The sequence below is a fragment of the Sunxiuqinia sp. sy24 genome (assembly GCF_052677165.1).
Genome location: NZ_JBQYLH010000021.1, coordinates 47,433 through 73,579 on the forward strand (window position 1 = coordinate 47,433; position 26,147 = coordinate 73,579).

Annotated in this window: 15 protein-coding genes; all 15 read left to right on the forward strand. The window is 38.0% G+C overall.

The genetic code is table 11. The features are described from left to right. The first annotated feature begins 5 nt into the window (after positions 1–5). A complete protein-coding gene (locus tag ACUNWA_RS16590; protein WP_445593050.1) occupies positions 6–1,499 on the forward strand; it encodes a sulfatase in 1,494 nt (497 codons plus the stop codon). A gap of 196 nt (positions 1,500–1,695) precedes the next feature. After that, positions 1,696–2,301: an RNA polymerase sigma-70 factor gene (locus ACUNWA_RS16595; protein WP_445593051.1), complete on the forward strand. Its 606-nt coding sequence runs from the start codon at positions 1,696–1,698 to the stop codon at positions 2,299–2,301. 52 nt (positions 2,302–2,353) lie between these two features. After that, positions 2,354–3,340, forward strand: a complete 987-nt coding sequence (locus ACUNWA_RS16600) for a FecR family protein (protein ID WP_445593052.1) — start codon at positions 2,354–2,356, stop codon at positions 3,338–3,340. Between the two features lie 97 nt (positions 3,341–3,437). After that, entirely contained in the window at positions 3,438–6,770 is a 3,333-nt protein-coding gene (locus ACUNWA_RS16605; RefSeq protein WP_445593053.1) for a TonB-dependent receptor, read from the forward strand. Between the two features lie 14 nt (positions 6,771–6,784). After that, positions 6,785–8,365, forward strand: a complete 1,581-nt coding sequence (locus ACUNWA_RS16610) for a RagB/SusD family nutrient uptake outer membrane protein (RefSeq protein WP_445593054.1) — start codon at positions 6,785–6,787, stop codon at positions 8,363–8,365. Positions 8,366–8,462: 97 nt separating this feature from the next. Next, entirely contained in the window at positions 8,463–9,944 is a 1,482-nt protein-coding gene (locus ACUNWA_RS16615) for a sulfatase (RefSeq protein WP_445593055.1), read from the forward strand. Positions 9,945–10,169: 225 nt separating this feature from the next. Beyond that, positions 10,170–10,526, forward strand: coding sequence for a RagB/SusD family nutrient uptake outer membrane protein (locus ACUNWA_RS16620; RefSeq protein WP_445593077.1), 357 nt, complete (start codon positions 10,170–10,172; stop codon positions 10,524–10,526). 153 nt (positions 10,527–10,679) lie between these two features. Beyond that, a complete protein-coding gene (locus tag ACUNWA_RS16625) occupies positions 10,680–13,103 on the forward strand; it encodes a hypothetical protein (protein ID WP_445593056.1) in 2,424 nt (807 codons plus the stop codon). Between the two features lie 32 nt (positions 13,104–13,135). Then, positions 13,136–14,818 carry a LamG-like jellyroll fold domain-containing protein gene (locus tag ACUNWA_RS16630; protein WP_445593057.1) on the forward strand — a complete coding sequence of 561 codons (1,683 nt, stop codon included), beginning with the start codon at positions 13,136–13,138 and terminating at the stop codon, positions 14,816–14,818. 467 nt (positions 14,819–15,285) lie between these two features. Next, positions 15,286–18,531, forward strand: coding sequence for a SusC/RagA family TonB-linked outer membrane protein (locus ACUNWA_RS16635; RefSeq protein ID WP_445593058.1), 3,246 nt, complete (start codon positions 15,286–15,288; stop codon positions 18,529–18,531). A 32-nt stretch (positions 18,532–18,563) separates the two neighbouring features. Continuing rightward, positions 18,564–20,471, forward strand: coding sequence for a RagB/SusD family nutrient uptake outer membrane protein (locus ACUNWA_RS16640; RefSeq protein WP_445593059.1), 1,908 nt, complete (start codon positions 18,564–18,566; stop codon positions 20,469–20,471). An 18-nt stretch (positions 20,472–20,489) separates the two neighbouring features. After that, positions 20,490–21,683, forward strand: coding sequence for a DUF5000 domain-containing lipoprotein (locus ACUNWA_RS16645; RefSeq protein WP_445593060.1), 1,194 nt, complete (start codon positions 20,490–20,492; stop codon positions 21,681–21,683). A 57-nt stretch (positions 21,684–21,740) separates the two neighbouring features. Continuing rightward, a complete protein-coding gene (locus ACUNWA_RS16650) occupies positions 21,741–22,961 on the forward strand; it encodes a DUF4998 domain-containing protein (RefSeq protein ID WP_445593061.1) in 1,221 nt (406 codons plus the stop codon). Between the two features lie 178 nt (positions 22,962–23,139). Next, positions 23,140–24,780: a glycosyl hydrolase family 18 protein gene (locus tag ACUNWA_RS16655; protein ID WP_445593062.1), complete on the forward strand. Its 1,641-nt coding sequence runs from the start codon at positions 23,140–23,142 to the stop codon at positions 24,778–24,780. Between the two features lie 529 nt (positions 24,781–25,309). Further along, positions 25,310–26,119 carry a sialate O-acetylesterase gene (locus ACUNWA_RS16660; RefSeq protein WP_445593063.1) on the forward strand — a complete coding sequence of 270 codons (810 nt, stop codon included), beginning with the start codon at positions 25,310–25,312 and terminating at the stop codon, positions 26,117–26,119. The last annotated feature ends 28 nt before the right edge of the window (positions 26,120–26,147 follow it).

Below are 26,147 nucleotides of genomic sequence, written 5' to 3' on the forward strand. Positions count from 1 at the left end.
AAACGATGAAAAAAATAAACTGTTTCTGCTTATGTGCTTTGGCTTTGTTTTCATGTAAAAGCAAGAGTTCTGAGCCTAAGACGACTACGATTCAAAACAACGAACAGCCAAACGTTCTGTTTATCTGTGTTGATGATCTCCGGCCTGAGTTGGGCTGTTACGGAAACGAGTATATCCATTCTCCCAATATCGATAAGCTGGCTCAATCCGGTGCGGTATTTACCAATCATTTTGTTTCTATTCCAACCTGTGGCGCATCACGAAGTAGCATGTTAACAGGCCTGCTTCCGCGAACCAAAGCCCATTTATCCAATGAGGTAATTCACAATCTAATATCAGGGCAGCCAGAGAAAGAAGCACCTGAAACGTTTATTCATCATTTAAAACGGAACGGGTATTATACCGTTGGAATCGGCAAGATCAGTCATTATGCCGATGGGCTGTTGTACGGTTATACTGACTCCGTCGGAACCGACTTGGAGTTACCTTACAGTTGGGATGAAATGTTGTTTGATGCGGGAAAATGGGACACTGGTTGGAATGCTTTCTTTGCTTATGCTGATGGTGAAAACCGGCAAAGCCTGAATCGGCAGGTTAAACCATATGAAAAAGGAGAGGTTGACGATACGGGCTATCCTGATGGATTAACGGCTAATTTGGCCTTGACGAAGTTGAATGAGTTGGCTAAAAAGAAGCAGCCCTTTTTCCTTGGAGTTGGTTTCTTTAAGCCTCACTTGCCGTTTAATGCTCCCGCCAAATATTGGGATTTGTACAATGAAGATGATATCCCTTTGTCGCCTAATCCCGGCATTCCGACAGATGTCAATAAAGCAAGTTTACATGCCAGTGGTGAGTTTAATGGCTACCAACTGGGCGATGAGCAAGCCTCTCTTGAAGGACCAGTTTCTGATGCTTACGCCCGTAAACTCCGGCACGCTTATTTCTCTTGTGTTAGCTATGTGGATGCCCAGATAGGGAAACTGTTGGATGAATTGGACGAATTAGGCTTAGCCGAAAATACCATTGTTGTGCTTTGGGGCGATCATGGCTGGCATCTGGGCGATCAGTTGGTTTGGGGTAAACATACCATTTTTGAACGCGCGCTTAAAAGTGCCTTTATTGTCCGTGCTCCGGGCATAACGGATGGACAAGCTATTGATAACATAGTCAGCACTGTTGATTTATATCCAAGCATACTCGATTTATGTGGAGTAGAAATGCCTCACCAAACCGATGGAAAAAGTATGGTTCCGCTGTTGCAAAGAAGCGAGTCTAAATGGGATAATTTGGCATTTAGCTATTACCGAAATGGGATTTCGCTGCGAACAGATCGCTATCGACTAACCAAGTATTTTAGGAAAGAACAACCGGTGATTGAGTTGTATGATCATACGATTGATCCGAATGAAACTAAAAATATTGCAGCTGAGAATCCTGCAATTGTTAATGAGCTAATGCCACTTTGGGAAAAAGGAAATACCGGATTGTATGTGCCTTGATCGTTAGGCTTTTTATCAACCGAGTTTTCTATAGGAGATAGCTTTCAAATTGCAATGACTTCAGGTCGAAATGTAAACTGGAGGCAATCGCCCCGTTAGTTTGGTAACGAAATGCGATAGGCAAAACCCTTGCTGAATTCTTATTTTCGGTCGATTTAGAAATTATTTTTCTAAATTGTCGGGCAAAACCATTTTAATGGACACTAACCGAAATAAATCGTTATACGCTGCTGATGGGCATTTGAATCTCAATCAAGTGTTTCTTCAATATAGTGAACCTTTATTTTATTTTGCCCTGAAATTTGTAGATGAGGAGCTTGCTAAAGATGTGGTGCAAGATGTGTTTTTTAAGTTGTGGGAAGATAAAAGTTTAACAGTTAAGAGTTCAGTGAGTGGTCTTTTGTTTACCATGGTGCGTAATAAATGCCTGCAGCATCTGGAGAAGCAGAAAGTTCGAAGTCGCTACGAAGAAACAGCCAGTATCGACTTACGGCAAGATGAAATTTGTTTTTATTCAACGGGTGCTTCGAGTTTAATTCAGCAGGAATTACAAGAACAACTACAACAAGTAATTGATCAGTTGCCGGAGAAATGTCGCGAAGTTTTTGTACTCAGCCGTTTTCATGATAAGCGGCATAAAGAAATTGCAGCCGAACTTGGAATTAGCATAAAGATGGTAGAGAAGCACATTTCCAGGGCTTTAAAGGTCATTCGCATCGAGCTAAAAGATTACCTTCCTTTGTTGTATCTGGTGCACACTTGTTTCACGCATCAAAAAAATCAAGATTTTTTCATTTCATGAGGTAGGGGTGAAGTCGACTTACCGATCAACTAGGTAAACATACCTGTTTGAAATGGGAACGATTGAAGAAATAAAATCAAAATACATTCGAAGAGAATCTACCAGAGAAGAAGAAGAGATACTTCTCAAATGGTTAAAAGAGTACCCTGAAGAGCGGAAAGCGTTTTATCAGGAGAAAGATATTTGGGATGCTTATGCTTTGGAAACGAACTCGAAAAACTATTCTCCTGAAACTGAAATTAGAAAGCTGCAGAAACGAATTGACAAACCTAAGACCCGTACTTTCGCTGTTCCTGAATATCTTAAGGTGGCTGCTGTTTTCGCTTTGGCCTTTGTGTTTAGCTGGTTTGTTCAATCTCAGTTTGGAAGTTTGGAAAGGCTTGCTGAAAAAGTAGAGCTGAGAAAAGTGGTTGTGCCAAAGGGGCAAATAAATCAAGTTTTTTTGGCTGATGGATCACGGATTTGGATCAATTCCGAATCAACTATTGAAGTACCATCTGTTTTTACTGGTGATGAACGTGTGGTTACACTCAGCGGAGAGGCTTTCTTTGAGGTGGCTGAAGATGCCGATCATCCCTTTAAAGTTAAGGTCGAAGGGCAAACGATTGAGGTTTTAGGTACTTCGTTTAATGTTCGTGCTTACCCCGATGCTGCGGTGGTTCAAACGACTCTGAAAACAGGAAAGATTGAACTTCAAACCCAAAAAGAGACGTTGACTCTTTCTCCTGGATACCAAACTGAACTGAATAAACTAACCGGAGAGCTAGCACTTAAAAAGGTTAATTCATCCAATTTCGATTCATGGAAGGAGGGACGCTATGAATTTATCGATGCCGATTTGGTCGACGTATTTCAGGTAGTTGAACGATGGTATGATGTTGATTTGGTATACAACGAAGATGATTTCAAGCAGATGAACTATTCGGGGGTCATCAAAAAAACGAATTCGGCTCAGCATTTTTTGACCTTGCTGGGACTTTCTATCCCGATTAGGTATGAAATAGAATTAGAGAAAATAACAATCGAAAAAATAAAGTAGGCCTATGATCTAAAAACTAAGGACGGTGAATGTCCTACCATCCACCGTCCTGAATTCAAGTCATTTTAATAACTTAAATTTTAAGCACTTCAAATTTATGAAAAAAATGTTAATCGGAACCCTTCCTTTTGATAGGAATAGGTTTCAAAAAACCTGGCTAATTATGCGCCTGACGATTTTTCTTACACTAATTTTTGTGTTTCGTGTTTCAGCTTCGGTTTACTCGCAGCAAACCAAGCTTAGTCTGAAATTGGATGAAGTATCGCTTGAACGAGCTTTTACCATCATCCATCAACAAACGGGCTACGATTTCTTTTATAAAACGGATCAAATTCCAGTTGATCGTAAAGTTTCTGCCGATTATAAAAATCAAAAGGTAGAGGTCATTCTTGATAAAATTTTGCAAGGGACAAATCTCTCCTTCTATGTTCTGGATAAGGATATTGTTATCAGTCCAAAGCGTGAAAATGGAGATATGATGAGTCAACAGATTAAGACAGTTACGGGAAAAGTAACTGATTCGGCAGGGGAACCGCTGCCCGGAGTTACCATTTTGGTAAAAGGAACAACGCAGGGAACTGTGTCTGATTTTGATGGGAACTATACAATCTCAGAAGTTCCCACAGGTGGAACTTTGATATTTTCTTTTGTTGGAATGCGAACAGAAGAAATAGTAGTGGGGAATCAATCTTCAATTAATGTGATGTTGGAAGAAGATGCAATCGGTTTGGAGGAGGTAATTGCTGTTGGTTATGCAGTACAGGAAAAGGTGAGTTTAACAAACTCAGTGGCACAGATCAAAGGTGATGATTTGGTTAAACGACCTGTTGCAAATGTTGGACAATCATTGCAAGGAATGGCGCCCGGAGTAATTGTGACGGATAATGGCGGACGTCCAGGTAGCTCAGATGTAAACATTCGTATCAGGGGACTAACATCATTGGGAGATAAATCGCCGTTAATTATTGTTGATGGAATTGAGCAACGTATGAGCGACATTAATCCGGATGATATTGAAAGTGTTTCCGTTTTAAAAGATGCTTCATCAACTGCGATTTATGGATCAAGAGCAGCTAATGGGGTTGTTTTAATTACGACCCGAAGGGCAAAAACAGGAGATGTTGATATTGCTTATCATGGATATGTTGGTATTCAAAAGGCCACAAATACTCCAGAACACCTTAACCTAAGGTCTTATTTTGAATTGGAAAATGTTGCTCGGGTCAATTCAGGTGCAGAACCAAAATATACAGAAGAATACATTGATGAATATGTAAATGCAACTGACAGGGAAAAATATCCGTTGCCTTTTCCTTGGTTTGATAAGGGAGTTATGCTTAAAAATGCTCCACAGCAAAACCATACACTTTCGATTAGTGGAGGAAACGAATTTTTGAAGGCAAGAGCAAGTATAAGGCACCAGGATATTGGGGGTATAGTAAGCAACTTTGGCGATAAGAGAAATGAAGTAAGGGTGAATACAGATTTTAAAGCAAGTGAGAAATTAGACTTTTCATTCGATTTAAATTTCCGCGCATCTGAAAACAAGCAACCTTATGCAGGAGTATATAATGTGTTCAATTATATGCTTCATGCAACTAAATTTTCGGTCCCACAATATGAAACAGGAGAATATGGTCTTGGACCACAAAACAACAATCCGCTTATCTTTGCTGAATTATCGGGGTTAACTACCAGTAAAAACGATTATTTTATAGGGAAGGGTAAGGCCAACTATGAAATTGTTAGTGGATTGAAATACACCTTTGAACTTGGTGTAAGAAATTCGTCGACACAAACTTCAGCGTATAAAAATAAGTATAGAAATGAAGATCCATATACCGGACGTATACGAGAAGTCCCGTTGAATTCACTTTCTGAATCGAGAAGTAATTTTAGAGAATATACTCTTTCTCATTTATTGAATTACTCAAAGTCATTTGAGCGTCATAACATAAACTTTCTGTCGGGATATTCTACGATTGCAAACCGTCAAAATAGTTTATCCGGATTTCGCCAGGATTTCTACAATAATGATATCCAATCCTTGAGCTCGGGATCGGAAGAAAATAAAGATAATGGAGGAAGTAATAGCGAGTATGGTTTACGCTCATATTTTGGACGTGCAAATTACAATTATGCAAAAAAGTATTTTGTTGAAGTAAATGCCCGTTACGATGGTTCTTCACGGTTTAGTTCAACGAAGCAGTATGCTTTCTTTCCATCATTCTCTGGAGCTTGGAGGATTTCTCAGGAAGATTTCTGGAGTGACTATTCCGTTGTTGTAAATGAGTTTAAACTACGTGCTTCATGGGGATTGACTGGTAATCAGGCAATAAGTCTTTATGAGTTTTATCCGGCACTTTCAACTGTGGATTACGCTTTTAACGAAAATCCGGCACAAGGCTATACTCAAACTCAATTTGTTAATAAAGATCTTACTTGGGAAAAAACGGAACAATGGGATATCGGAATTGATTTGGGCTTTCTTGATAATCGAATAAATTTCACTCTTGATTACTATGATAAGCTTACCAAAGATATTTTATTACAATTGCCAATCCCTGCCACAATTGGATTAAACCCATCGTACCAGAATGCAGGAGTTGTAAGTAATAAAGGCTGGGAAACTGGTATTAACTACCGGGGAGGTAATAAGCTAAAGTATAATTTAGGGCTTAATGTTAGCCGTAACAAAAATGTAGTAGAAGATTTGCTTGAAACAGGCCCTTATATTTCGGGAGGTGGTGCAAATCAGACCTTCATTATTCAGGAAGGAATGGCAATGAATAGTTTATGGGGATACCAAACCGATGGTTTTTTTCAAAGCGAAGAGGAAGTTGCTAATTATCCAACGTTGCAGGCAAATACGAAGCCCGGGGATGTTAAATATCTGAATCTGAATAATGATGATGTAATTAGTCCGGATGACCGTGGCTTTCTCGGTTACAGTTTCCCAATATACAATTATGGAGCAAATATGAACTTTAGTTATTTCAATTTTGAATTGTACATGCAATGGCAAGGAGCTAGTGGTCATACAACTCAAGTTGCGGGAGGTTTAGCACATCAAGCAACATACGAGGCTTTTACCCATAAAATTCATGCAGACTATTGGACTGAAGAGAACCGAGATGCAAGGTGGCCGCGACCAATTAAATCAAATTTGAGAAACTTGCAAGCATCCGATTTACTTACTATTGATGCAGATTACCTCCGCTTAAAAAATATTATGCTTTCGTACAATTTGCCGGTGATTATATTGTCAAAACTTTCGATAAGCAAAGCCCAGGTTTATGTGAATGCAACAAATGTTTTAACCTTTTCGAAATTGAACGAATGGGACCTTGATCCAGAAACACCACCCGGAAGGGCAAATTACTATCCTCAAGTTAGTTTATATACGGTTGGTTTAAAGTTGAATTTCTAAAAAAAAATAATGCGATGAAAAAAATAATAGGTTTACTATCAATCGTTTCCTTTCTATTTTCCTGCCAAGAAAGTTTGTTGGATACGGTTCCTGATGACCGTATTTCTACTGAAATTTTCTGGCAGACAGAAGATGATGCCATATTAGGGGCTAATGCTCTTTATCCAACTCTGGACGGAAATCGTTTATTTTCTTATGATGGAATTACTGATTTAGTTCATACGAATCGCCTTTTTGAGGATAATTCAATTATTGAAGCTGGAAATGCTGATGCAAGTTTCTCTCGTTTCCTTTCGGAGTGGGATGCAGCTTATACTGCGATACGCAGGGCCAATGATTTTTTTGAGAATATTGATCGTGTTGAGGCGGATAATACGACTCTTATTAGTCAATTAAAGGGAGAAGTACGAACCATTCGAGCTTACCATTATCTTAAACTAGTAATGCTTTTTGGCGATGTTCCATTAATTACAACGAGTATAAATGTTGACGAAGGAAATGTATTAACTCGTGACCCTGCAGCGGATATCTGGGATTATATTTCTACAGAATTAACAACTGCCGCAGGAGAGCTGCCAGCAAGTTACTCAGGGAATGACAAAGGGCGTGTAAGTAAAGGAGCTGCATTAGGTTTAAAAGCCAGAGGAATGCTTTATGCAGGGCGTTATGCCGAAGCTGCGGCTGCGGCAAAACAAGTGATGGATCTTGGAGTATATTCCCTCTATAATTCTTATGAAGACTTGTTTCAGTATGACGGAGAGAACTGCAATGAGATAATTCTTGATCGTCAATTTGCAAAAGATGTTCTTTCAAACAACTATTACAATACACTTGGCCCTTGGAGCTTGGTGCCGGGAAGTGTTGGTAGTGTATATGTACCAACCAAAAAATTGGTAGATATGTATGAAATGAACAATGGATTGTCTATAACTGATTCAGAAAGTGGCTTTGATCCATATAATCCTTATGATAACAGAGATCCACGTTTAAAACAATCGATCTTTGTTACTGGCATGGAGTTGCCCAATGGAAAGATTTATAATACACTACCCAATGACCCGAATGCAACCGATCCGGTTGGTGGAACACTTTATACAACGACTACAGGTTGGAATATTAAGAAGTATATTGCCGATAGTGATAACTCAACACCTGGTAATTCGGGAATTAACCTAATATTATTAAGGTATGCGGAGGTGCTCCTTACTTATGCTGAAGCAAAAATTGAATTAAATGAAATCGATAATTCGGTTTATAATGCAATTAATCAGGTTCGTGGTAGGGTTAGTGTTAATATGCCAGAGATTGCAACAAATTTATCGCAGGATGTTTTGAGAGAAATTGTTCGCAAAGAAAGAGCAATTGAGTTAGCTTTTGAAGGAACTCGCCTTTTTGATATCAGACGCTGGAATATAGCACATGAAGTAATGCCCGAAACTGTTTATGGAATGACCTATGAAGAAAATGGTTCATTGGTTACAATTGAGATTACCGGATATAACAGAGTCTTTGATGCCAGTCGTGATTATCTGTGGCCAATTCCTCAGAAGGAAAGGGAATTAAATCCAAATTTGGATCAAAATCCAAAATGGTAAAACATATTAATTACTAGATTATAATAAATTCAGCCATACAACAGCATCGTCAGGTATGGCTGAATTTTTTGTTTAAACAATATTTTATTCTAAAATTATGAGAAAATATCTTGCGCTGGCAGTCATAGTCTTAATTTCGACATTTAGCAATTGTACGAAGGCCGGGGAAGCTGTGGCTGCTGCGAATGACGAAGTTATGAATCCGGGAAACAGGCTAAATGTTCTTTTTATAATTGCTGATGATCTAACAGCTAGTGCGGTATCAGCCTACGAAAACAAAGCCTGTCACACGCCAAATATTGATAAATTGGCAGGAGAAGGAATGCGATATACCAAGGCTTATTGTCAGTATCCGGTTTGTGGACCATCGCGTGCTTCGTTTATGTCGGGATATTACCCAAATGCAACTACAACCTATGGGTACGTGAGCGGACGCGAAAACATAGGTCCTGAACGAAAAACCTGGTCACAATTGTTTAAAGACAATGGTTATTACACAGCCAGAGTCAGTAAGATATTTCACATGGGTGTCCCCATTGATATTGAACTTGGGAGTGATGGTACCGATGACCCAGCTTCTTGGAACGAAAAATTTAATAGTAAGGGACCAGAATGGCTTGCAGCAGGAGAGGGGGAATTGGTACAGGGGAATCCGGATGGGAACTTACCTATAAAAGGAGGTAACGTCATGACCATTGTCAAAGCTGATGGCGACGACCTTGTTCACGCTGACGGGAAGACTGCAAAAAAGGCATGTGAACTAATTCGTCAACATAAAGATAAGCCGTTTTTTTTAGCGGTTGGCTTTGTGCGGCCTCATGTTCCGTTTGTTGCACCAAAAGAATATTTTGGTCCTTATCCTTTTGAAGCTGTTGATGTACCTGAGAAGGTGGAAGGAGATTGGGATGACATTCCTACGCGTGGGATTAACTACGTTACCAGTGTTAATGGTAAAATGAACGAGGTGCAGGAAAAGAAGGCCGTGGCGGCTTATTATGCATCTGTATCCTATATGGATGCTCAAGTAGGTAAAGTGTTGAATACGCTAGAAGAAGAAGGATTGGACGAGAATACGATTGTTGTGTTTACTTCCGATCATGGATTCCATTTGGGAGAACATAGTTTTTGGATGAAGGTGAGTTTACATGAAGAATCGGTGCGTGTTCCTTTGATCATTAAAGTTCCTGGCAAAAAGCCAGCTGTTTGCAACTCTTTTGCCGAATTAATAGATTTGTACCCAACTGCAGCCGAACTGGTCGGATTGGAATATTCAGAGCATATTCAGGGAAAGAGTTTGGTTAAAACACTGGATAATCCTCAAATATCGGTTCGTGACATGGCTTTCTCAGTTACCCAAGGTGGCAAGTCTTTTTTGTTGAGAACCAATAAATGGGCATTCATCCAGTACAACGAGGATGCCAGTGCCGGGAGTGAATTATACGATATGGAGAACGATCCAAAGCAATATACCAATCTAGCAGAGCATCCGGATTATAAAACTGTTGTGGTCGATTTTAAAAGAATACTTCGCGATAAACTATCTGAAGTAAGGACGAATGATTTAAATAAAACATATTAGGCATTTCTTGTTGTGGAAAGCGGTTTTTTTTATTGGTTGGACCAATAAAAAAACAAAGCACGCCATTTAAAAAATGCTTGACTAACTAAAAAATATCAAGAGCGAGTTTGTCTGATTTGGAAAGGCTTACTCTTATATTGATCAGTTTTTTGTTGCTCTTCAGGGAAGAAACAACTTCTTGATCCAATCAGCCAATTTTGCTTAGATCTAAATTGATCTGAATCCATCCTTCATGAAAAATACATCGAGATGCTATTCGAAGGGAAGCGCTTCTGGGATCTTCGTCGTCATCGCATGTTAGATCGCTTAAATGGTATGCGCAAATACGGAGTTATGGCCATGACGGTCCAGGGACGTACTTACGATCAGGTAACTTCTGAAGACTTCCAAAATGCACAAAGCTATAAGTTGCTACCCGAAGATTTTGGTTATTCGATTGAAGAACTAATTACTACAGGACCAAAAGAAATGGTTATGCTAGATTCGTATTACTTCTTCCCAATTCAGTTAAGTCACATCGATAGAAACCCAAATCTGGAGCAAAATGCAGGTTGGGGCGGAACTTTTAATCCTGAATTATAATCAATTAATTCAATTAAATAATAATGGGTTGTCCTTATGGGCAGCCCATTTTCAAATAAAATAACGTAAGTAAAAGGGTTATAATTAAACTTCAATAGTTAACTTTATTTGCCAAATCTGAATTCAGTATTTTTATCAGCTAAACCTAAAACCATGAAAAAGATATTATTTGTTGTCTTTATTGCCTTCATCTTTTCAGCTTGCTCGACTAATCAATTAAACATAAATAGTGAAAATTTCCAGATTGGATTAAATAACAAAGGTCAGATTGTAAGCTTCACCGACCTAAAAAAACAAAAGGAATATTATCCCGAAAACCAACAATCATATCTTTTATCGTTTCGCTCAGACGGCTCAATTATTCATCCGGATAAAATGGACTGGGATGAAAATGGAACTACCATAAAACTAATTTTTGAATCGATTAAAACTACGGCTCATATTAAAGTAGAGCAAAAACCTACTCATACAAATTTTGAATTAGTAGAAATTGAGGGTGACACACAACCCGATCTTGCTATTTGGGGACCTTTTGCAACCACCATTAAAAAGACGGTGGGTGAAACAGTTGGTGTTGTTCGAAACGACAATTTTGCCATTGGAATACAATCCTTAAATCCAAAAACATTGGGTGGTTATCCTACCAATGAAGACGATACCGAACCCGCTTATGATATTTTTGCCACCAATAATCTAGTTGATATTGGCGATTCGGTAAAGGTTTTGTATCGTGGACAAACAGCAAAACACACCGATTACGGAAGTGTCGTTCAAGCGTATTGTCGAAACAGAAGTGAAGACAAGGTAATTCCAGTATGGAATCACGAATTTTATGAAGTGCCTGCTTTTGATGATGGTGGTTTAATTGGGACAAAAATCGCATTATTCGGCTGTGAAGCTAAAAAAGCATTGGAAACTATTGGTGAAATAGAAATTGCTGAAGGGCTACCTCATCCTGAAATTGATGGCGAATGGGGAAAAACAGCAATCGGTGCTACGGCATCGTATTTAATTCAGTCTTTTTCTGAAGATAATCTCGATCGGGCCATTGAGCTTACCCAGAAGGCCGGCTTAAAATACCTTTATCATGGCGGCCCTTTTGAAAACTGGGGACATTTTGATCTTCAGGAAAAACCCTTCCCCGACAATTGGGAAAGTATGAAACGCTGTGTGGAGCGCGCTGAAAAACAGGGAGTGCGACTAGGACTGCACACGCTTTCGAATTTTATTACCACTAACGATCCGTATGTTACTCCAATTCCAGATTCGCGTTTGGCAAAAGTAGGAAGTAGTACCTTAGTTTCAGCAATTGATGCAACTACCAATAATATTATAATTGAAGATCCAAAGTTTTTCAATCAAATGAAAAACAACAGTTTGCATGCTGTGGTAGTGGGCGATGAAATAATTCGATACGCCAAAGTTTCTGATACTAAACCTTGGACTTTGTTGGATTGCGAACGTGGGGCTTTTAAAACCTTGGCAAGTTCTCATGAAAAAGGAGCAAGCATTTCAAAGCTAATGGATCATGGCTACAAAACTTTTCTTAGCAATAACGCACTCTCAGATGAAATTGCCAATAAAATTGCCGATTTGTTCAATTACACTGGATTGTATCAAGTGTCGTTTGATGGCTTGGAAGGAAACTGGTCCACAGGAATGGGACAATATGGGCGCCTGCGTTTCGCAAAAGAGTGGTATGATAATTTAAATCCTGATTTACAGGGAAAAGTAATTATGGATGCAAGTAATCCCGGTCACTACTTTTGGCACATGTACACCCGAATGAACTGGGGCGAACCTTGGTATGCCGGTTTTCGTGAAAGCCAAACGCAATACCGTTTAATGAATCAGGACTTTTATCGCCGTAATTTAATGCCCTGTATGTTGGGGTGGTTCAGCATGTCGGAACAAATTAGTTTGGAAGATGTAGAATGGTTGCTGGCACGTGCAGCGGGTTTCGATGCAGGGTTTGCACTTACCACTTCCGAAAGAATAGTAGCTACAAACGGTTTGGGTAACCAGTTGCTTGAAACAATTGCTATGTGGGAAAAATTGCGGCACGCAGGAGCATTTACTACCGATCAAAAAAAGTTGATGGAGGACATAAAAAATGAATTTCATCTAGTACCGCTTTCCGAAAATACCTGGAATTTGTATCAGTATAAAATTGATCGTTTTGAGCACAAACAGATAATTCGTCAGCCGGGCGAACCGGTTCATTCAAAATTTCAATTTGATAATACTAATGGATCACAAGTATTACAGTTTATTGTTACTGCACCAAAAGAATCGGCAATTCGTAATTTGAGTTTTGATATCAACAACTTCAAAAAGGTTGAATTAGATGTTACTGTTCCGGCAGAACATTATTTGAAATATGAAGGAGGCTCGGAAGCCATAATTTACACTGCAACCTGGAACATCGTAAAAAAGGTATCTGTAGACTCCAAAAGGTTTGAAGTTGAAAAAGGAAATTGCAATTTGATTTTCGATTGTCAGTTTGAGAACAAAACCAATTTACCGGTTAAATTAGAAATCAAAACTGTGAATAATGGTGAAGAGATAAAGCTGTAAATCGTATTTTTACCCCTCTAATTGAATATGGATTGAAACAAGTCTCGAAAATATTTGTAGGTATCATATTGTTATTGCTGTTTTGGGAAATGGCAAGTTCAAATGAACAGGATGTTTTGCCAATAAATATTTTCAATTCTCAATCATCCGTACCACATAAAATAGAAACTACAAAAGGCAAAACCACTTCTCCTTCTTACATTTTTAATGGGATCGATTCGTACATAGAAATGCATGAATCATTCGACAGCACTTTTTCTTTTTGTGCCTGGATAAAACCTGAAGATTTACTTAAAAAAAACATGGCAATTGTGGGAATCGCCAATGCTTTTTGGTTAAGAACGACAACTGATCGTGAATTGCAATTCACTGAGCCTGGTGTCCAAGACCATAATACAACCAACCTAAAGCTCAGTAATCAAAATTGGATATTTATTTCGTTTATTATTGATTTTCCGAAAACTAAAATATATGTAGATGCTGAGTTAGTTGCTGAATTTAGCTGGGTGGGTAATATGAAAAGTTGGAGTCAGCAGGTTTTTGTTGGTAAAGATAACTGGAAAGATAACTTTCATGGTGCGATGCAAAATATCCAAGTTTTTAAAGAAGCCATATCGCAGAATAAAATTAAGGAATTATATCAGCTACTTCCTTTTGAAGAACCTCTTACCAATGGATTAGTATTTTATCATTCTTTCGATAATCAGCACCGGTACTTTTTATCGGAGAGACAACAAAAACCACAAACCAGGAATATTGTTTTTCAGAATGATTCGATCAAAGGACGTGTAGCCAGCTTTAATGGAAAGAACAGCTTTATCATCTTCGATGAATTACCTATTGATAATGCTGTGACTATTTCTGCATGGGTAAAACAAAATGAGTTTAATCGCGATTTTGGAGCAGTTGCAGCATTGGGGCACGCCTATGCCATGCGGATTAACGGTGGCGGAACACTGTTGTTTACAATTCCTCAACATAAAGATCTGCTCGAGGTGAATGCAAAACTTACACCGAATAAATGGCACCATATTGCACTTTCGTTTAAAGAAACCTTTGGAGTTACATTTTATATTGATGGAGAGAAAAAGGGATTTTGCCCTGTTGAAGACTTTCGAAATGTTTCCAAAGAATTGCAAATTGGCACTAACCTCTGGAACGATTTTTTTGAGGGCCAAATGGATGATTTGATTATTTGGAACCGGGTTCTGAACGACCGGCAAATCAGAGAAGTCTATTCAATAAAGAGTAATTTTTGGTATAAAAACTTAAAGGTTCATCGATCAAAGACTCTGCTTTACGTCGGTTTTGTCGTATTGCTGGTATTAATGTTTCTTTTATATATCAGATATTGGCGCCAAAAAGAGAGAAATGTTTTAGCTCAAGATAAAGAAAAAAGCGCTTTAACAGAAGAGTTCGAAAAAGTAATTTCTGATAATTTGGCTGATTCCAATTTTTCTGTAGAGCAATTTGCTTCTGCCATGCATATGAGTAAAACCAAACTGTATAATGAAGTAAAAAACACAACAGGTAAATCTCCCAAAGAATTTATCCGCGAAATTAGAATTATTGAAGCCGCTCGACTGCTAAAAGAAACAACTTCACCAATTACCGAAATCATTTACGAAACAGGTTTTGAAAGTAGAGCTTATTTTAACAAGTGCTTTAAAAGGAAATACAACGCTACTCCATCTAATCATCGAAAAAAGAACTAGGCAACACACTGATCTCGCGCTGGTTGAATTATTGAGTGCATTTTAAGAAGTACTGAATACATCATTTTTTTATTTATTCGTCAGCTTTGTTACTACAGTCTTTCAATGTACCCCATGAAACTAATGGCTTAATTTACTATTGTGGTACTAATGATTAGAATTGCTGGCTCCGATCCAATAACAACGATATGTTTTGGATTAAAGCGGAACAAAATTGGTTTTTAATGATAATTCGCTGAAGGGGGGTATTGCTGAACTAAAGCGGAAATTTGATGTCGAAAAAAGTACTTGAGTCTTAAATAATTGATAAATTAAATAACAACCTGATCGCCTATGATGTAAAAAAACAGACCAAACATTTTATGAAAAAAAGGGGACGCTAGATACATCTCCTTAATTATGCATTTCCGGCTCGAAACGTGAAATGCTGAATAAAAAACTAGATTATTCTAATCATTTGCAAAATTATGAAAAAAAACTATGTGTTGATGGTTTTCACTTGTTTTAATTTGTGGAGATCAAAGCTATTTCTAACTATGACAGCAACCTTGTTTGCTTTATTACTTGTTCCCCAAGTGCATGCTTCAAATAGTTTTGCGCAAGGAACCAACTTATCACTCAACTTTAAAAATGCCACAATAAAGGAAGCATTAGAGATTGAACAGAAGAAAAAATTGACTGGCACTGTAAGCGATATTTCAGGTGCTTCATTACCAGGAGTTACGATCACCGTTTTGGGTTCTACTCGTGGAGTAATTACTGATGTTGATGGTAGATTTGAGATTGCCAATGTTGAATCTACCGATAAGCTGGTGGTTTCATTTATAGGAATGCAATCACAAACTATTGACGTAGGTAACAAAACCAACATTGAAGTTGTACTTGAATCAAAAACGGAAGAGCTGGATGATGTTACGGTTGTAGCATTTGCGAGGCAGAAAAAGGAAAGTGTTTTGGCGTCGGTGTCAACAGTAAAACCTTCAGAGCTAAAGGTTCCCTCTAGTAATCTTACAACTGCTTTAGCTGGGAAAATTGCAGGAATTATTTCGTATCAGCGAAGTGGTGAGCCAGGTCAGGATAATGCCGAGTTTTTTGTACGTGGTGTTACCTCCTTTGGTTATTCAAAAAGCCCATTAATTTTAATCGATGGTGTCGAAAATACATCGGCTGATTTAGCACGTATGCAACCCGATGATATTGCCAGTTTTTCAATTATGAAAGATGCAACTGCAACTGCATTGTATGGAGCACGCGGTGCGAATGGCGTAATATTGGTTACCACTAAAGAAGGTGTTGAAGGAAAAGCTAAGGTATCTATTCGATTTGAAAACTCCTTCTCTTCTCCAACTAAGCGTGTTAGATTAGCCGATCCGGTAACTTATATGAAGTTACATAACGAAGCAGTTTTAACACGCGATCCACTAGGAATTCTTCCTTATTCTCAAGAAAAAATCGATAAAACCATTGAAGGGAACAATCCCCTTTTGTATCCAACTGTTGATTGGTACGATCAATTGTTTAAGAATACTACCATGAATAACCGCTTAAACTTCAGCGTCTCTGGTGGTGGTAAGGTATCACGTTATTATTTGGCCGCAACAGTAAATCAAGATAATGGTAATCTTAATGTTGATAATCAGAATAATTTCAACAATAACATTAATCTGAAGCGTTACCAGTTACGATCAAATATAAATATTGACGTAACAAAGAGCACAGAAGTTGCCATCCGATTTAATGGTTTTTTTGATGATTATAATGGTCCAATTGACGGTGGGTCAGCTGTTTATAATAAGGTGATGCGATCAAGTTCGGTGCTTTTTCCTGCGTATTATTCAAAAACAGAAGAGACTCAATATGTGAAACATATAATGTTTGGTAACTATGAGAAGGGTGATTACATAAATCCATATGCCGATTTGGTAAAGGGTTACCAGGAATATGATAAAACAAAGATTACTGCTCAATTTGAGTTGAAACAAGACTTAAGTTTCGTTTTAGATGGATTGTCTGTAAGGGCATTGGGAAGTGTTAATCGTTATTCATTCGCAAGCGTGAATCGATTTTATAATCCTAATTATTATTCAGCCATCTATAATTATGCAACCGAAGCGGTTGATCTTGTTCCTTTGAATGAGTCAACAGCAACAGAATACCTTAACTACAACGAAGGAGGCAAAGATATATCTTCAAACATGTATGTCGAGACTGCACTTCAATACAATAAGGAGTTTCTTGAAGATCACAATGTAAGTGGGTTGGTCGTTTATACTATGCGTGAAGAAAAAATAACAAACGCAGGTAATCTTCAGAAATCCCTTCCATACAGAAATATGGGAGTCTCAGGTCGTTTTACTTATGCCTATAAAAGCAAATATTTTTCTGAATTTAACTTTGGGTACAACGGATCGGAGCGTTTTGCACAAAAAGAACGATTTGGTTTTTTTCCATCGGCAGGTGTAGGATGGATAGCTTCAAAGGAGGATTTCTTGAAGCCTTTAGCAAACACGATTAATAATCTGAAGTTTAAAGCTACATATGGTTTAGTTGGAAACGACGCAATTGGTAATGCAGACGACCGTTTCTTTTATATTTCGCAGGTGAATTTGGATGATGGTGGCAGAGGTGCCAGATGGGGTGAAAAGATGGATTATCGTATTAATGGCGTTTCTATAAGCAGGTATGCCAATGACCTGATTACATGGGAGACTGCCAAAAAATTCAATTTTGGTATCGAGCTGGGTTTGTTTGAAGCATTCGATATTCATGCTGATATCTTTAGAGAAAGTCGTAGCAATATATTGATGGATCGCTTGCAATTAGCAAGTATGGGATTAGAATCTAAAGTGCGTGCAAATGTTGGGTCTGCCTATAGTCAGGGGTTTGACGGATCGATAGACTATAATAAATCATTTAGTAATGGTCTCTGGATAACTGGACGTGCAAATTTTACTTATGCCGTTGGAAAGAAGAAAGCCGTCGAAGAGCCTGACTATTCTGCTACTCCTTGGTTGTCTGCCGTTGATCAGCCCATTAGTCAGCAGTGGGGTTATATCGCAGAACGTTTGTTCATTGATGAAAAAGACGTTGCAAATTCACCTTTACAAACATTTGGAGAATATGGTCCTGGAGATATCAAATACCGTGATATAAATGGTGATGATAAAATTACGGGATTAGATCGTGTTCCTATCGGACATCCGACTTCTCCAGAGATTGTTTACGGTTTTGGTTTCTCTTTAGGATACAAGAACATTGACTTCTCTTCATTTTTTCAAGGTTTAGGTAGGGAATCATTTTGGATTGATACAAACAGTACTGCTCCGTTTATTGATAACGATGGTGATGGAAATATTCGTTCACAAAATCAGTTGTTAAGTGCATATGCAGGTAACCATTGGTCGGAGGATAACCGGGATATATATGCATTGTGGCCAAGACTATCTGATAAGTCGGTAATAAATAATGCGCAAAGAAGTACCTGGTTTATGCAAGATGGAGCATTTTTACGCTTAAAATCTGTGGAGATTGGTTATTCGTTGCCGAAAAATCTTATTCAAAAGGTTGAATTAACGAATTTTAGGCTTTATGTGAGTGGTACGAATTTGCTAACCTTCAGCAAATTTAAATTATGGGATCCTGAAATGGGAGGAAATGGACTGGGTTATCCGGTACAGAAAGTTATAAACCTGGGGTTACAGGTTAATTTTTAAAATCAGAATTAATCAATTTGAAATTTTGAAGTATGAAAAGGATTAAAATATTACTATTCATTTTAATGACTGGTGCAATATCATCATGCGACTACCTCGATGTGGTTCCCGATAACATTGCAACAATCGATAATGCATTTACCAATAGGTACAATGCAGAAAAATATCTGGCAACGTGTTATTCGTTTTTGCCCAACTTTGCAAGCTATAATTCCAACCCAACAATTGTGGGTGGAGATGAATTATGGCTACCTGATCATCAAAGAGAACTCAATGGACCAGCGATGGCTCGTCATAACCAAACAGTTACTAGTCCAAGATTTGATTACTGGGTAGGTGCTAATGGTGGTAAAAATTTATACGCTGGTATTCGAGTTTGTAATATTTTGCTTGAACGAATTGATGAAGTGCCTGATTTGACGGAAGATGAGTCTGTTAGGTGGAAAGCTGAAGTGAAGTTTCTAAAAGCGTATTATCATTTTTATCTGATACGGATGTACGGGCCTATTCACATTTCAGATGAGAGTATAGCTGTTTCAGCTTCTACCGCTTCAACCAAGGTTTATAGAGATCCGGTTGAAGATTGTTTCAATTATGTATTGAGCTTACTTGATGAAGCTATCCTAGATTTGCCTGACAATATCGACAAACAAAAAACAGAACTTGGGCGTATATCTAAACCGATTGCTGCGGCTATTAAGGCACGGGTTGCAATTACATATGCCAGTCCTTTATTTAACGGAAACCCAGACTTTACAGGACTGGTTGATCAGGCAGGGACCCCATTGTTTCCATCTGAATATGACGATACCAGATGGCAATTCGCTGCTGATGCATGTAAAGAGGCGATTGATTTTGCAGAACAGGCAGGTTTTAGTTTATACCAAGTCGACAATTTTATAACTCCGTATGCACTTTCGGATACTACGAAAATGAAAATGGCTTTACGTTCTCGTTTCACTGAACGATGGAATAATGAAGTTATCTGGGCAACGGCTACCAGTATTGTTGGTGGAGGAAGAGGAGGACTTCAATCTGGATCTCAGCCCCGTTTGTTTGCACTTAATGAAAATCCAGTTACATCAAACTTCGCAGTACCGTTTAAAGTTGCCGAGCAGTATTATTCGAATAATGGTGTACCAATTAATGAGGATAAGATATTCAATTACAGCGACCGATACAAATTGAAAATATCGCAATATAAGGATCGTAAGTTCATTAAACAGGGAGAAGAAACTGCAATTGTGAATTTTGACCGCGAATTTCGGTACTATGCTGATTTAGCTTTCGACCGTAGTGTTTGGTTTGGAAATGGTGTTTATGATGATGAATCCAAGGCTTGGTGGATCAAATGCAGAAAAGGTGAACCTGCAGCTGTTTACGATGCGAATGATAGAAATGAATCTGGGTATTTTCCACGTAAGCTCATTAATGTTGAGACTGAATTTAATGCAGATGGGACGCAATATCACACTGAGAACTACCCATTTCCTATAGTGCGTTTATCCGATCTTTACCTTTATTATGCGGAAGCTTTAAACGAGGTTAATGAGGCACCAACTACGGAAGTTTATAATGCAATCGATCAAGTTCGTGAACGAGCAGGACTAAATGGAGTTGTTGAGTCTTGGGCTAATTTTTCAAAATATCCGAATAAACCTTTATCAAAAGAAGGAATGCGCGAGATTATCCAACAAGAACGCCTAATTGAACTAAGCTTTGAAGGTGGACGATTTTGGGATCTTCGACGTTGGAAATTATGTTACGAATATTTAAACCAACCTTTACAGGGATGGAGTGTTGGCGAAAAAGAAATACAGGCCTACTATCAGGTGAACACCTATTTCGTCCAGGAATTTACAGTGCGAGATTATTTTTGGCCTATTCGGGAAGAACAAATCATATTAAATCCAAACCTGGAACAAAATACAGGATGGTAAATTCAAAAACATTATAAAATGAAAATATATAAATATGCAATTGTAGCTCTTTTTATAGCAGGCATTCATAGTTGTCACGAAGATGTATTAGGGCCTACATTAAAAGATCAGAAAGCACCTGGTATTGTAACCGGAGTGGAAATTGAAAATGTGAATGGTGGTGCTGTTCTAAAATATAATATTCCGCAAGATGAGGACTTATTATATGTTTCTGCTCAATTTGAATTAAACGGGAAAATGAGTGAAACCCGTGCTTCGTTTTACAACAATGAATTAAAGATTGAAGGGTTTGGAGATACACTTAGTCACCGGGTGAGCTTATATGCAGTTGATAAAAGTGAAAATTACTCTGCTCCTGTTACAGTGACGATAAATCCACTTGAGCCCGCTGTTATTGCAACTTCCAAAACGGTTAAAATTGAACCTGCTTTTGGTGGTGCAAAATTTACCTGGGCGAATGCTACTGAGAGTGCTTTAACTTACTACTTAATGTCAGAAGACTCATTAGGGGAAATGGTTATTGTTAATACAATTTATTCTTCACAGTTAGATGGATTGGGATACCTTAGAGGTTACAAATCGGTTGAAAGACCATTTGCCCTATTAATTCGTGATCGTTGGATGAACTATTCTGACACGATCTTTCCGCAAGAAGGACGTTACATTATACCTAAATTTGAAGAGAAAGTTGATAAATCAAAATTTAGAAAATTAATTCTTGCAGGAGATCAAAACTGGAGTGTATGGGGTGGACAATACGAAGCTGCTTACGATGATGATGTACTGACTAAAGCACATACTCAAAGTGGTAAGGGGTGGCCTCATGTGTATTCAATTGATCTTGGTGTAAAAGTTAAGTTAAGTCGCTACAAAATGTGGCAACGTCAGGATGTCCCATCTCTACAAGCATATGCTCACGGTAACGTTCGTCGTTGGGAGGTATATGGAACAGCGGAAACACCAGCCGAAGATGGCTCACTAGATAACTGGACAAAACTCAGAGAGTGTACTATCGAAAAGCCATCGGGTTTACCTGTTAACCAGAATAGTGAAGAGGATTTGATATTACTGCGACAAGGGCATGAGTTTGAGATCTCGGAGGACGCTCCCTATGTTAGATATTTAAGGTTTGTTGTTTTGGAAACATGGGGGCAAACAGATTTTACGTATTTAGCCGAGTTTAATCTTTTCGGAGATATCGTTGAGTTATAGATAAACCCAGTATGCCTATTGTTTGAAATAAATAGGCATGCTATAAAATGTAATCAAATGAAAAAAACATTCATATATATAATCCTTATTTTAATATCATGTATGGGCTTTTTCTCTGCATGCGAAGATATGTATGAGGTACATGAAAAATTTGTTGAAAATGGAGAAATACTATATTTAACAAAAGTGGATTCAGTCGAATTTTTCGCTGGGAATAATAGAGGTGAGGTTCAGTTTGTCTTGGATAATGCCATAAAAGTAAATCGTGTTGTTATTTATTGGAATAACAAGATGGATTCGATTGTAACAGAGGTTGAGCCAACAGCAGGCATGGACACTGTGAGAATTGCTTTAAACGACCTTCCGGAAGGTTCACATCAGTTGGAAATTGTAACCAAGGATATTTTGGGGAATAAATCAATTGGAGTAACTGTTTTTGGTGTCACATATGGCGATAAGTATAAACAAATATTAAAACATCGTGCTGTTCAAGAATTAAAGGTTACTAGAATCAAAACTGACATTGCATGGATGAATAGTGCGGAAAAAGCAACTGCATTTGAGTTAAAATATATTAATGTTGAGAATGAAGAAGTTGTAAAGAAGTATGAGCCTTCTGAGAATATGATGACGATAACAGATATTAAGATTGGAACTAATATATCGCACCGTATGCACTATCTTCCTGAAGCAACTGCCTTGGATACATTTCAAACAGACTGGCTCGAATTAATGATCGATTTACCTACTGGTGAATTTGAGCTAGACAAAACTCAAATAAAAGGGCTTGCGTTGAAGAATGACAACCTAGGAGAGTCTTGGGGTGGTTCTATCTCAAAACTATTCGATGATATTTTAGATAATAGTAACCACTATCATACTGGTCAATGGAATGATGGTCCTCCATTAACATTTACATTTGATTTAGGAGATATAGTTAAACCAACCAGAATAAAAATTGATTGTCGACCTGGACAGGCAGCAAGGTTCCCCAAAAATTTCGACATCTGGGGCACAAGTGATTTGACAGATGCTGAAACTGATCTTTCTTGTGATGATCCTGGATGGGAAGCAGAGGCAATCTCAAAAGGATGGACAAAAATTGCTTATCACGAAGGGATTGTTGCCCCAAGTGGAGACGCAACGTTAGAACTAAATTTTGCCGATTTTACTCAAAATATGCAACCAATGCAATATGTTCGAATTCGTGTTAACAATGTTTGGGATAACTCAATTTTTCTGAATCTTGGCGAAATTACCATGTGGGGTGAATATTAGAATAGCTAGTAAATAAAATAGTTATAAAAAGCGAGGTGCCTCGAATACGAGGTGCTTCGCTTTCTATAACTTATAACAAGCAATTGTAAGTGCCAACACTCATGGAACATATACGTATTGGCCAGGCATAGATTAAATTTTCAAAAAATTACTATAAAACTTATAAATAAAAACTACAATGATATCAAGATTATTGCTATTTTTTGTTTTGCTTGGATTTATTTCCTGCGATAAAAACGGTGAAGAATCCATGGACGAACCTGATCAGATCGAAATTGGGAAATTCGATCTAGTTGAGGTTATACCTTCCTATAAACAACTGAAAATTCGTTATCGGGAAGATAATTTGGATGCTGAAAAATTAACGGTAAGATGGAGTCAAAACAGTGAAACTCTAAAGCCTTTTATTATTCCAGGCCATGTTATCTCTGATACTATGGAGGTTGTACTAGACGAAAATAGTGGTTTTTCAGACGGAATGATTCGATTTACTTTTCAAACTTCAGATAAAAAAGGAAATACAATAAAAGAAGGAACCCGTAATATTCGAGTATATGGAGACAAATACATCTCGGAATTAAAGAATCGCGTCATTTTGCTAAAAGATGTATATAAAAACACATTAAGCTTACAGTTTGAAAAGCGGACAAACTATGACGAAGTAGCTATTAGCTTAACTTATACCGATATTTACGGGCTTGTTCAAATAGTGCGGATCGCAAGTGAAGATGCCAATAAATTGATACAAATTGAAGGAGTTGATGCTTCAAAGGAGATCGTTTATTTTTCACTGTTTAAACCAGATGCCAAAATGACCGATGAATTTCAGGCTAAAGCAGAAACATTTATAGCTGAGCTAGATCCTTTAAGTGAAATTGACTATACAGTACGGGGTGACGGAAGTCATATGGTTGTTGGTTACATTCGTTCTGATAAGGGACTTGAATATTTAAATGACAATTACTACGATAACCTAACTCACATTATTATTCTTACGAATCAGCAGGATTACAGCATTGCAGATAATGGAGAAATCGTTCCAAATGATAAACTGAGAAATCTTTTTTCTGAGGCGATATCAAGACGTGAAGAAAGAAAGACAAAACTATATCTTGGTTTTGGTGGTGGAAATGAACGCTATATGCCACTTATTGCTGATTTAAATATACTTCGTAATTATGTGGGGAGTATAAAAGATCTATGTTTGGAATATGGCTACGATGGCGTAGATATTGACTGGGAACATCCTGAAACGGCAGAACAGAAGAAGGCCGCAGGAGTTTTTGCCAAAGAAATGTTTGAACAGTTAAATCCATTAAACATTGAGCTCACACAGGCAATAATTTGGTATAATACTGGCCATATGAAAGCCGTTGAGAATTATCTGGATTTTATTAATGTGATGATTTATGACAATTTTGCACCAAACTATTATCATTCTCCATATGACCAGTATGTAACCTTCGTAAATAATATTCTGGATAAAGGGATTGCAAAAGAGAAAGTGGTTGCTGGACTTCCATTTTATGGATATAATGCAGTTGAAGATTGGGGGCAAAAAGGAGGGAATGCTTATTTTCAAATATTGAGTGAATGGGATACAAAAATTGGAGCTGATGTTGCATACCGTGACGGTCAACCAGTAATGAGTTTCGATGGGGTAGTTAAAATCTGGAAGAAGTGTGCTTATGCATTGAGAAAAGAGCTCCCAGGTGTTATGATTTTTGAGCCCTGGATGGATATCCCCGATTGGAATTCTAAATCATCCTTAATGTATCATGTTAATGGCGTTTTCCCAGTGAATACGCAAGGGAATTAAGTTACTCAGAGAAAAGATGCTAAAATTGACTTTACACCGACTTTCCCGATTCATAGGGCATGGGTTTATTCCGAAGCTTCAAATTTAGATTATACTCCTTAAAGGCTGCGGTGAATTATGTAACCGGGGTTGATCCTTTGGGGAAAACTGCAGGTGAATTCAATAAGTTTAGGACAAAACCTGACTTAGAAGGAGGTAATTGGAGATTAGGATTGATTATTAATGACGATTATGCTACTGGTCTTTATGATGCTGGTAATTTACTTTAGAATATGAAGCAGCTGAAAATTATTACGATCCAGAAAGAAAAACTCTTTTCTTGCATTACAGGTTCACGATTGTGGAAGTTTGGAGCGACAATTGGGCTACAGCCAATGTTCTATTTAAAATAGAATAAAGGAGGAATATAATATTTTGCATCCAATAGTTGGGGGTGGTATTGTGAAATGCTAATCAGTTAAGTGCTTGATTGTCGTGGAATAACGATACGTTGAAGCTATATTGAAATCACATAAGCTCTAGAATTTTTATGAAAAAGACACCAAAAATAATCGTTATTACCTTGTTGCTTTTGGTTTCGACACTACGTAGTTCAATATCCAACCAAACACAAGAAAACGAATGGCACATCTTTCTGTTAATGGGGCAGTCGAATATGGCGGGTTACGGAGAACTACTGCCACAAGACACTATTCCTGTTAAAGGGATTTATAAAATCCCTACAATCGGTACGGGGGATTTTGTTTGGGAGCCGGCTGCCCATCCTTTACATAACCGTTTAAAATCAGATCGATTCAGCTTGGGACTTCCGTTTGCCAAACAATATATGAAAGACCATCCGAATGTAAAAGTTGGTTTAATTCCGGTGGCTTGGGGAGGTGCCGGAATTGATCGGTTGAAGAAAGGGACCGATACCTACAATGATGCACTTGCCAAAGCTGAATTCGCGCAAAAAAAAGGAAAAATTAAAGGTATTTTATGGCACCAGGGCGAATCAGATTCAATTACTGAAGAGCTGGCTGAAGGCTATGAAGGAAAACTACACCAGCTAATCGCTGATCTACGTGCGGACCTGAATATTCCAGATCTTCCTTTCATTGTTGGGAACTTAGCCGAATTTTATGGCACAAGCGAGGAGCACAATACTCCTGAACGAGCCCGGCGGATTAACCAGGTAAAATCCGTATTGCGTAGTTTGCCTGAGAAAGTGGAGAACACGGGTTTTGTTGAAAGTAGCGGCTGTACATCTATTGACCATCACAATGTCCATTTTGACCGGCAATCATACATTACTTTAGGAGAAAGATATGCTGCCCAATATAAAAAAATAACGAAATAGAAGCTTGACGATGAAATTTCCAAAAAAC